Annotated in this window: 10 protein-coding genes; 3 read left to right on the top strand and 7 right to left on the bottom strand. The window is 66.0% G+C overall.

Features of this window, described 5'->3' with window-relative positions; genetic code table 11:
- Positions 1-175 precede the first annotated feature (175 nt).
- On the bottom strand, positions 176-1543 hold the full coding sequence (gene purB, locus ACTJJM_RS08920) for an adenylosuccinate lyase (RefSeq protein WP_010480398.1): 1368 nt from the start codon (positions 1541-1543) through the stop codon (positions 176-178).
- A gap of 292 nt (positions 1544-1835) precedes the next feature.
- On the opposite strand from purB, the gene ACTJJM_RS08915 reads away from it, so the two are divergent.
- Complete coding sequence (locus ACTJJM_RS08915; protein WP_440865401.1) at positions 1836-3260, top strand: class II fumarate hydratase; 1425 nt, start codon at positions 1836-1838, stop codon at positions 3258-3260.
- 79 nt (positions 3261-3339) lie between these two features.
- On the opposite strand, the gene ACTJJM_RS08910 is transcribed toward ACTJJM_RS08915, so the two are convergent.
- From ACTJJM_RS08910 to ACTJJM_RS08885, 6 genes are all read right to left on the bottom strand, one after another.
- Positions 3340-3765, bottom strand: coding sequence for a hypothetical protein (locus ACTJJM_RS08910; protein ID WP_010480403.1), 426 nt, complete (start codon positions 3763-3765; stop codon positions 3340-3342).
- A gap of 106 nt (positions 3766-3871) precedes the next feature.
- Positions 3872-4477 (bottom strand): hypothetical protein, encoded by a 606-nt coding sequence (locus ACTJJM_RS08905; protein WP_125437294.1) that lies wholly within the window; start codon positions 4475-4477, stop codon positions 3872-3874.
- 30 nt (positions 4478-4507) lie between these two features.
- Positions 4508-5395: a DUF4097 family beta strand repeat-containing protein gene (locus ACTJJM_RS08900; protein WP_010480407.1), complete on the bottom strand. Its 888-nt coding sequence runs from the start codon at positions 5393-5395 to the stop codon at positions 4508-4510.
- A 25-nt stretch (positions 5396-5420) separates the two neighbouring features.
- Positions 5421-6449 carry an ABC-2 transporter permease gene (locus ACTJJM_RS08895; protein WP_440865400.1) on the bottom strand — a complete coding sequence of 343 codons (1029 nt, stop codon included), beginning with the start codon at positions 6447-6449 and terminating at the stop codon, positions 5421-5423.
- Positions 6446-7321, bottom strand: a complete 876-nt coding sequence (locus ACTJJM_RS08890; RefSeq protein ID WP_019337360.1) for an ABC transporter ATP-binding protein — start codon at positions 7319-7321, stop codon at positions 6446-6448. The genes ACTJJM_RS08895 and ACTJJM_RS08890 overlap by 4 nt, the downstream gene beginning before the upstream one ends.
- Positions 7321-7680 carry a GntR family transcriptional regulator gene (locus ACTJJM_RS08885; protein WP_006453095.1) on the bottom strand — a complete coding sequence of 120 codons (360 nt, stop codon included), beginning with the start codon at positions 7678-7680 and terminating at the stop codon, positions 7321-7323. The genes ACTJJM_RS08890 and ACTJJM_RS08885 overlap by 1 nt, the downstream gene beginning before the upstream one ends.
- Before the next feature lie 612 nt (positions 7681-8292).
- On the opposite strand from ACTJJM_RS08885, the gene ACTJJM_RS08880 reads away from it, so the two are divergent.
- Both ACTJJM_RS08880 and ACTJJM_RS08875 read left to right on the top strand, forming a co-directional pair.
- Positions 8293-8880, top strand: coding sequence for a glutathione peroxidase (locus ACTJJM_RS08880; RefSeq protein ID WP_019337359.1), 588 nt, complete (start codon positions 8293-8295; stop codon positions 8878-8880).
- 96 nt (positions 8881-8976) lie between these two features.
- Entirely contained in the window at positions 8977-9954 is a 978-nt protein-coding gene (locus tag ACTJJM_RS08875) for an FKBP-type peptidyl-prolyl cis-trans isomerase N-terminal domain-containing protein (RefSeq protein WP_010480420.1), read from the top strand.
- Positions 9955-9956 lie beyond the last annotated feature (2 nt).

Here is a 9956-nt window from a genome sequence, read left to right as displayed (position 1 = left end):
GTTGGCGCCATGGATGGCGCCATCGAGCCCCCAGGGACGGGTTCACGGCGTGTCCCGCTGGCCCATCCCGACCCGCCCAGCTAGCAGCAATCCAGAGCCGCTCTTGACGTTTATGATGCTGTTGCCGTTGCCTGCCGCAGGCAGCGCCCGCGGCCGCCGCCGCAAAGGAAACCCCTTAGATCTTTTTCGCCAGCGATTCCGCCAGACCGGTGTAGCTGCCCGGGGTCATCTCCAGCAGGCGCTGCTTCGCATCCGCCGGCAGCTCCAGCCCCTGCACGAACGCACGCATCGACTCGGCGGTGATGCCCTGGCCACGGGTCAGCGCCTTCAGCTGCTCGTACGGATTCGGCAGGCCATGGCGGCGCATCACCGTCTGCACGGCTTCGGCCAGCACTTCCCAGGCCGCGTCCAGATCCGCGTCCAGCCGCTGCGGGTTCACTTCCAGCTTGCCCAGGCCCTTGGCCAGCGAGTCCAGTGCCACCTGGCTGTGGCCGAACGCGGTGCCCAGTGCACGCAGCACGGTGGAATCGGTCAGGTCACGCTGCCAGCGGCTGATCGGCAGCTTCGCGCTGAAGTGCTCGAACAGCGCGTTGGCGATGCCGAAGTTGCCTTCCGCATTCTCGAAATCGATCGGGTTGACCTTGTGCGGCATCGTCGACGAGCCGACTTCGCCTTCCTTCAGGCGCTGCTTGAAGTAGCCCAGCGAAACATAGCCCCAGATGTCACGGGCCAGGTCGATCAGGATGATGTTGGCGCGGCGCGCGGCATCGCCGATCTCGGCGATGTTGTCGTGCGGCTCGATCTGCGTGGTGTACGGGTTGAACACCAGGCCCAGGCCGGTCACGAAGCGCTCGGCGAAGGCCGGCCAGTCCACGTCCGGATAGCTGGCCACGTGCGCGTTGTAGTTGCCTACCGCGCCGTTGATCTTGCCGGTCAGCTCGACGGCAGCGATCTGCCTGCGCTGGCGCTCCAGGCGCGCGACCACGTTGGCCAGTTCCTTGCCCAGGGTGGTCGGCGAGGCGGTCTGGCCGTGGGTGCGCGACAGCATCGGCTGGCCGGCCTGGGCGTGGGCCAGGCTGCGCAGGCTGTTGGCGATGCCGTCCAGGGTCGGCAGCAGCACCTCGCGGCGGGCCTGCTCCAGCATCAGGCCGTAGCTGAGATTGTTGATGTCTTCGCTGGTGCAGGCGAAATGCACGAATTCCAGCGCCGGTGCCAGCTCGGTGTCGTCCTTCAGCTGTTCCTTGATGAAGTACTCCACCGCCTTGACGTCATGGTTGGTGGTGCGCTCGATTTCCTTCACGCGCGCGGCCTGGGCCGGGCTGAAGCTGGCGGCCAGGGCGCGCAGGCGGGCGACGGCGGCGTCGGAGAACGGGGCCAACTCGACGATGCCCGGCTCGGCGGCCAGGGCCAGCAGCCACTCCACTTCGACCGTGATGCGGGCCTTGATCAGGCCGTACTCGGAGAAGATCGGGCGCAGGGCATCGACCTTGCCGGCATAGCGGCCATCGAGCGGGGACAGGGCGAGCAGGGCGGAATCGGACATGTCGGCAGGGCTGGGACGAGCGGCGGGGGCCATATTCTACGACGTGCCGGGCAGGCGTGCCCTGTAGAGCCGAGCCCACGCGCGGCTGCTCCGGGTAATCCAGCGCCCACGGGCCAGCCGAGCGTAGGTTCGGTTCTACAACACGGCCCTGCGGATGAAACGATCTGGCCCGCGCTCGTCATCCCACGCTGCGGGCAAGGGAGTATCGTTGGCGCAGCCGCCAGCCCGGGAAGCGACACCCTGCCAGCCGCCGCTTCCCTTTCCCCAACTGAAGTAGTGCGGAGTTGATGCAATGAGCAAAGCTGCAAGCAAGGGTTTCAGAATCGAACACGACAGCATGGGCGAGCTGCAGGTGCCTGTGGACGCCCTGTGGGGCGCCCAGACCCAGCGTGCCGTGCAGAACTTCCCGGTGTCGGGCCAGCGCATGCCGCGCGGTTTCATCCGTGCCCTGGGCCTGGTCAAGGGCGCCGCCGCGGGCGTCAACGCCGAGCTGGGCCACCTGCCGAAGAATGTGGCCAAGGCCATCCAGACCGCCGCCGCCGAAGTGGCTGCCGGCGACTGGGACGCGCACTTCCCGATCGATGTCTACCAGACGGGTTCGGGCACTTCCTCGAACATGAATGCCAATGAGGTCATCGCAACACTGGCCAACCGTGCCGGCAAGGCGGGCAAGACCACCGTGCACCCCAATGACCACGTCAACCAGGGGCAGAGCTCCAACGACGTGATTCCAACCGCGCTGCGCGTGTCGGCGGTACTGGCGACGCATGAGCAGCTGCTGCCGGCGCTGGTGCACCTGCGCAAGACCCTGGACAAGAAGGGCCGCAGCCTGCGCAAGGTGGTCAAGACCGGCCGTACCCACCTGATGGATGCGATGCCGCTCACCTTCGAGCAGGAATTCGGTGCGTGGTCGGCGCAGCTGGCCTCGGCGCAGGAGCGCATCGAAGACAGCCTCAAGCGCGTGCGTCGCCTGCCGCTGGGCGGCACCGCCATCGGCACCGGCATCAACGCCGACCCACGTTTTGGCGCGCAGGTCGCCAAGGCGCTGAAGCAGCAGACCGGTTTCAAGTTCGACAGCGCCGAGAACAAATTCGAAGGCCTGGCCGCGCAGGACGATGCAGTCGAGCTGTCCGGCCAGCTCAATGCGCTGGCCGTGGCGCTGATCAAGATCGCCAATGACCTTCGCTGGATGAACGCCGGTCCGCTGGCCGGGCTGGGCGAGATCGAACTGCCGGCACTGCAGCCGGGCAGCTCGATCATGCCGGGCAAGGTCAATCCGGTGATTCCGGAAGCGACCGTGATGGCCTGTGCGCAGGTCATCGGCCACCACACCGCGATCACCGTGGCTGGCCAGACCGGCAACTTCCAGCTCAACGTCACGCTGCCGCTGATCGCGGTGAACCTGCTCGATGGCATCGGCCTGCTCGCCAACGTGTCGACCCTGTTGGCGGACAGCGCGATCGCCGGGCTGAAGGTGCGTGAGGATCGCGTGGCCGAGGCGCTGGCGCGTAATCCGATCCTGGTCACCGCACTGAATCCGATCATCGGCTACGAGAAGGCTGCGGCGATTGCCAAGCGTGCCTACAAGGAACAGCGCCCGGTGCTGGACGTGGCACTGGAGGACAGCGGGTTGGCCGAAGCCGAGCTGCGTCGCCTGCTGGACCCGGCCGCCCTGACGGCCGGTGGCATCCAGGCCGGTGGCGGTGGCGGCGGTTGATCCGGATTCTGTAATCTGTAGAGCCGAGCCCATGCTCGGCTCTACAAAAGGAAACGCCGCCCTCGGGCGGCGTTTTTCTTCAGCGACGGTCGGCGACGATGTTGCCGAAGGTGTCGGTGTAATCCTTGAACTCGGGGATGCGCTGGATCAGGTCCGTCGGAATCACTTCCATGCCCTCGGGCGGCTGGATCTTCACCGGCTGCATGTTGGGATCGGCCGGTGCGGCCACCAGGGTGTTCTGGCGCAGCACCTGCAGCTTGCCGAACATGGTCTGCAGCATCTGCTTCTGTCCGTCGTCCAGCGGAATCTGGATCTCGTCCATCTTCATCGTGCCATCGGCGAGGATGATGATGTTCGGTGCTGGCGGGCGACGCACGGTGACCATGCCTTCGCTGACGGAAATCTTGGGCTTGCCGCGCTCGGCACGGTGGTTGCGGTATTCCTGGTCACAGCCGACCAGGCCGAGGCAGAGCAGGGCGGTCAGCAGCAGAAACAGCTTCTTCATGACATTCGGTTCGGGGGCGTCCGGGGCCGCCATTGTAAGCCGGACGGCGCACTACGGCCGGCAGCCGGACGCCGCTGCCGGCCGGGTGCGCTGATCTGTCACAGGCCTAGCGCTGGACCACGGTGTCCTTGCCGCAGTCGTCCACGTCGCCCTGGTCCATGGTCGCGTAGGGCTTGAACGCCGGCAGTTCGCGTGCGAGCGCCTGCTGGCTGGCCAGCATCGCCGGAAGGCGGTCGCAGATGCGCTTGGCCTGGGCTTCGATCTTCTCGGCTTCGGCATTGATGCGCTTTTCGACACCTTCGCTGTCGCCGCTGAAAATGCCCTTCAGCGCTTCGCCGGCCGCGCTGGCACCCAGTTTGGCGCCTGCCAGGCCGACATCCATGCCGTCCATCGCGATGGCGACCACGTGGCCGCGGTAGTCCTGCAGATGGCGGCGCTGGATATCGTTGGCAGCGATCTCCTTGCCCGCGATCAGCAGGCGGCCATCCGGGGTGATCTCCGCACGCGGCTGCTTGTCCGCCGAGATCTTGATGTTGCCCTGGGCGATATCCTTGCGGGCATCGTCCATGGCGTTCTTGACGGTCTCGCCAACGCCACCTGTGGCTTCGGCGACGCTCTTGCCGACGGTCTTGTCGGGCGCGGACGACGTGCCGCCGCAGGCGATCAGCGGCAGGGACAGCAGCACAGCGGGCAACAGGCGCAACAGGTTCATGGTGTTCCCCTGGTAGTGTCTGGAAGAGAGTTACTTGCTGCGCGGCAGAGTGACCCGGCCGCTGACGTTGCGATGATCGACGTCACCGCTGCCGCTGTGATCGACGGTCAGGGTGCCGCGCACGCCGTCGACGTGGATGTCGCCCGAGCCGTGGCTGCGGACGTGCACATTGCCGCCGATGTCAGCCAGGTCGACGCCGCCGGAGCCGACCACGCCCACTTCAACGTTGCCCTGCACGCGCTTGAACTCGATGTCACCCGAGCCCACCGTGTCCAGCCGCGCGTTGCCACGTACATCGGTGATCTTCAGGTCACCGGAGCCGACGGTACCGGTGCTGGCGTCGCCGCTGATGTTGCGTACGGTGACGTCGCCGGAACCCAGCGACAGCAGGTTCAAGGAGCTGCCGCCATCGATGTTGAGGTCGCCGGAACCCACTGCAGCGTGGATGCTGCCGCGGGTGCCGCGGGCCACCGCGTCACCTGAGCCGACGTCCACGCTGAGGGACTGTGCGTTTTCCACGCTGGCATCGCCCGAGCCGACCTTGAACTGCAGCGGCAGGTTGTCCGGCACGCTGCCGCGGATATCCAGCCAGGCGTAGCTGTTGCCCAGACTGATGCCACTTTGGCGGCCGTCGCGGCGCAGGCTCACCACCAGCTTGTCGCCCACCTTGCGCTGGTCCAGTACCAGCTGGTCCAGCCATTCCTGGCTGGACGCGCAGGCGCGGCCGTCCAGCTGGCCGCCGCCAGCGCTGGCGACCACCTTCAGGTCATGCTGGTTGACCTCGAACACCACCGTCTTGGCACCGGCCACGTCCAGCTTCAGCGCGCGGGCAGCAGTGAACTTGCAGTTCGGAGCATCGGCGGCCAGCGCCGACAACGGCAACAGCAACAACGCAGAACAGGCGAGCAGGGAACGCATGGGTAATGCCTCCGGATGGATGGGATCAGATCTCGCCGGCGCGCTTGCGCAGGCGGATGGCAAGGAAGATGAACACTGCACCGACGACGGCGCCGATCCACAGTTCCGGCATCGCCAGCGACTTCAGCTGCGAGGCGGGGGACATCAGACTGACGACCGAGTCCAGATCGCGGCGCGAGGCTTCGTCGGCGCCGAGGCGATACAGCAGGTCCATGCCGGGTACGCCCCCCAGCAGCAGGCGACCGACGATGTTCTGCCAGAACCAGCCGGTGGTCAGGCCGAACAGCGGCATCATCTTGGTGGAGCTGACAATGATGCCGGTAAACAACGGCAGCATCACCGCCCACAGGAACGGCTTGCTCCTGGCCCATGCCGAGCACAGCAGCAGCCAGCCGGCGGTGGGCAGGGCCCACAGGGCATAGACCGGAATCCAGGCCAGGTGCCCAGCGGCAAGGGTCAGCGGGCTGGCCGGGCCCCAGATCAGGGTCATCGGGCTGCCACCGTGCAGCAGCGCGACGGCACTGATGATCAGCATGAAACCGAACATGGTGAGGATGCCAGCGATCACTGCGATCAACGGTGCCACGATCAGTGCGCTGATCACCTTGGACAGCACGGTCTGCGTGTCCGACAGCGGCAACGACTTCCAGAACAGGATGCTGCGGTCGCGGCGATCGTCGTACAGGGCGCCCAGGCAGTAGAAGAACACCACGAAGGCCAGCACCAGGAAGGGCCAACTTGAACTGAGCACCAGAGTCAGGTCCAGGCCGTTGCCAAGATCAGCAAGGTCCTTGGCACTGATGTCACGGGTGAGCAGGGCCAGGTTCAGGCCATTGATGTTCACGTTCTCGCCATCGATGTGCACGCCACCGTCGCGCGCTGCACGGTTCAGTGCGAAGAGGCCGAAGGCAATGCCGGCGATGCTCATCACCAGCGAGATCAGGCCGGCGATCAACGGGGCATACAGGAAACCGCCGCGGTTCTCCCAGTACTCGCGCTTGAGCAGCCAGCGCAGGGTGCCGATCGGGCTGACGGGGTGGTTGACGGCATTCATGCGTAGGTCCCCTTCATGATGGCGACGAACAGGTCGGCCAGGCCCGGGATGCGGGTCTCGCCGAGGGAGGAAAGCTGGGCGCGCGGCACGCCATCGAACAGCATCACGGTCTTGCCGAACGCCAGGCTGCGCTCGTCGATCGGCTTCAGGGCGCGGGCGGTGTCCAGCTGGTCGGCATTGACCAGCAGCTCGGTGTAGCGCTGGCCGACGTCGTCCATTTCCGCGTCGAGCACGATGCGGCCGTCGCGGATGAACATCACGTCGCTGAGGATGTGCTCGATCTCCTCCACCTGGTGGGTGGTGACGATGATGGTCTTCTGTTCGTCGAAGTAGTCTTCCAGCAGGCGCTGGTAGAACTCCTTGCGGTACAGGATGTCCAGGCCCAGGGTCGGTTCGTCCAGCACCAGGATGCGGGCATCGATGGCCATCACCAGCGCCAGGTGCAGCTGCACGATCATGCCCTTGGACAGCTCGCGCACGCGCTGCTTCGGCTGTAGCTTGGTGTTGGCCAGGAAGCGCTCGCAACGGGCGCGGTCGAAGCGCGGGTGCACGCCGGCGACGAAGTCGATCGCCTCGCGGACCTTCAGCCAGCGCGGCAGTACGGCGACGTCGGCGATGAAGCAGATGTCGTTCATCAGTTCGTCGCGGTGCAGTCGCGGGTCGCGGCCGAGCACGCTCAGTTCACCCTCCACCGAGGTCAGGCCCAGAAGGGCCTTCAGCGCGGTGGTCTTGCCGGCGCCATTGGGCCCGATCAGGCCGACGATACGCCCGCTTGGAATGCTGAAACTGGCATTGTCGAGGGCGACCGTGGTCTTGTAGGCCTTGCGCAGGCCTCGGGCGGTGATGACCGACTCACTTGCAGTGCTATTCATCAGACTTTCCCCTGGGGCAGCAATTCGTCGAGGCTCAGGCCCAGGCGCTGGATGCGCTCCAGAACCGCGGGCCATTCTTCGTTGAGGAAACGGTCGCGCTCGCTGCTGCGCAGCTGCGTGGCCGCCTGCTCGGTCATGAACATGCCCAGGCCGCGGCGCTTCTCGACCAGGCCTTCGTCGGCCAGTTCCTGGTAAGCGCGCGAAACGGTGATGGGATTGAGTTGATAGTCGGCGGCCACCTGGCGCACCGAAGGCAGGGCATCGCCCGGCTTGAGGATTCCGTCGAGCATCATGGCGATCACGCGCTCCTTCAACTGACGGTAGATGGGAGCGCCGTCGCTCCACTGGATGTCGCTCATATTCAGCTCCGTGGGGTCAGCGGCTGGGCGAACGAGAAATACGGCATGGACAGCGCGCTGTGCTGCCGACGCGGGGGAGGGGGGGAGGAGGGGGCGTTCCCTGCCGGGGAGAGCGTTGCGTCCTGCGTACTTTCAGCAGCGGCAGAAGCAGGGGCGGTGGGCGTGGCCCACCAGGCCAGCACGAGCAGGGTCGAAACAGCGACGGCCGCGGGCGCGGTGAGGTTGCGACGGATCCGGACGTTCATGGCTTCCCCCTGTCTCAGGTGACTGGTGTTGTATGCAACTATAACACCGGCACGCCTACGTGCAACCCCTTGCCGCCCCCAACTGATGGCAGGGGTGGTCAGATTGCTGAAATATCCCTTTATTTGATTGATTCAAAAGGGAAATAAAACTGCCGCAGGGGTCTTCCCGGGGCCGCCTTCCATTCAGTGATGTCCATGCTATGTCATCGCTGCGCCATCGATGGCGCCCGGGCAGCGCATCCGCCACGCAGCGCAAAGCCCGTGTGGGCCTGTGCCATCAGGGGTGCCGGAGCCCGGTGCTATAGTTCGGCCGATTCCCGGCCAGCGCTGGCCGGGCCTTGTGAATGGCTACCGCGGACCGCCTCTGATGCCCCTGCCGACCGTTTCCCCGTGCCGCCTGCGCGGCCTGTCCCTGCTGGCCCTGATGGTGGCCGGTGCCGCCGGTTCCGCCAGTGCGCTGGCGGCCGACCTGCTCGATCTGGAATACCGGCCGTTGGCCAGCAAGCAGCAGGTGAATCTGCAGCAGCGCTATCACGGGCAGGTGCTGCTGGTGGTCAACACCGCCAGCAAGTGTGGCTACACGCCGCAGTACGAAGGGCTGGAGGCGCTGCAGAAGCGCTATGCCGGCCGCGGTTTCGCGGTGCTGGGCTTCCCTTCCAATGACTTTAAGGGCCAGGAACCGGGTGACGAGAAGCAGATCCAGGACTTCTGCACCCTGACCTATGGCGTCAAGTTCCCGATGTTCGAGAAGGTGCATGTGGTCGGTACCCAGGCCACGCCGCTGTACCAGCGCTTGACCGCAGCGACCGGCGTTGCGCCGGCCTGGAACTTCCACAAATACCTCGTGGGCCGCGATGGCAAGGTCATTGCCCAGTTCGCCAGCAAGGTGACGCCGGACGATCCGCAGCTGACCGCGGCCATCGACAAGGCGCTGGCGGCAGCCGCCACGCATTGATATCCGGCACGCATGCCTCGACATCGACGGCATGCGTGCGACAATGCTTCTTTTCGCGCCGACGTCGGCGCCCAGACACTTCCAGGAATGCAGCGAATGAAGATGGGAATGCGCGGCGCCGCGGCGTCGGTTCTGATTCTGGCGATGGGCACTTCGGGTGTCGCTCTGTCGCAACAACCGGCTGCCCCCGCAGCCGCCAAGGAGACCGCAACCTTGAATTCCCCCAAGCAGAAGCTCGGCTATGCCATCGGCCTGGACGTGGCCAAGTCGTTCACCCCGATCGCCGAAGAGATCGATGTGGCCGCCCTGCGCACCGCCGTTGAGCGCTCGTTCGAGGGCCTGCAGCCGCAGATCACCCAGGAACAGGCCAAGGCCACCGATGCCGCCCTGCGCCAGGTCGTGATGGCCCGCAGTGGCCAGCAGGTGCCGGGCGTGGCACCGGGTTCGCAGCCGCCGAAGGTCGACCGCGTCAAGGTGTCGCAGATGATCGGCTCCTACTCGGTGGGCCCGTCGCTGGCGCAGCTGAAGGACGATATCGATGTCGCCTCGCTGTTTGACGCGATCAGCACCGGCCTGACCAAGGGCCAGCCGAAGATGACGGAAGCTGACGCGACCGCCACCATCCAGGCCTTCATGGGTGCCAAGCAGGCTGAAATGCAGGCCAAGGCCGCCCAGGCTGCGCAGACCAACCGCACGGAAGGCAACGCATTCCTGGCCAAGAACAAGACCCAGCCGGGCGTGGTGACCACCTCGTCGGGCCTGCAGTACCAGGTGATCCGCCCGGGTAGCGGCGAGCGTCCTCTGCCGAGCAGCAAGGTGCGCGTGAACTACGAAGGCAAGCTGCTCAACGGCACCGTGTTCGACAGTTCCTACGGCCGCCAGCCGGCCGAGTTCGGCCTGGACCAGGTGATCAAGGGCTGGACCGAAGGCGTCGCGCTGATGCCGGTCGGTTCGAAGTACCGCTTCTGGATCCCGGGCGAACTGGCCTACGGCGAGAACGGCACCCCCGGCGGCCCGATCGGCCCGAACGCGACGCTGACGTTCGACGTCGAGCTGCTGGGCGTTCTGCCGTAAGT

The sequence above is a fragment of the Stenotrophomonas sp. 22692 genome, from assembly GCF_052045015.1.
Taxonomy (GTDB): domain Bacteria; phylum Pseudomonadota; class Gammaproteobacteria; order Xanthomonadales; family Xanthomonadaceae; genus Stenotrophomonas; species Stenotrophomonas geniculata.
Note: the sequence above shows the minus strand (reverse complement) of the source record. Positions and strands in the feature narration are given on the sequence as shown.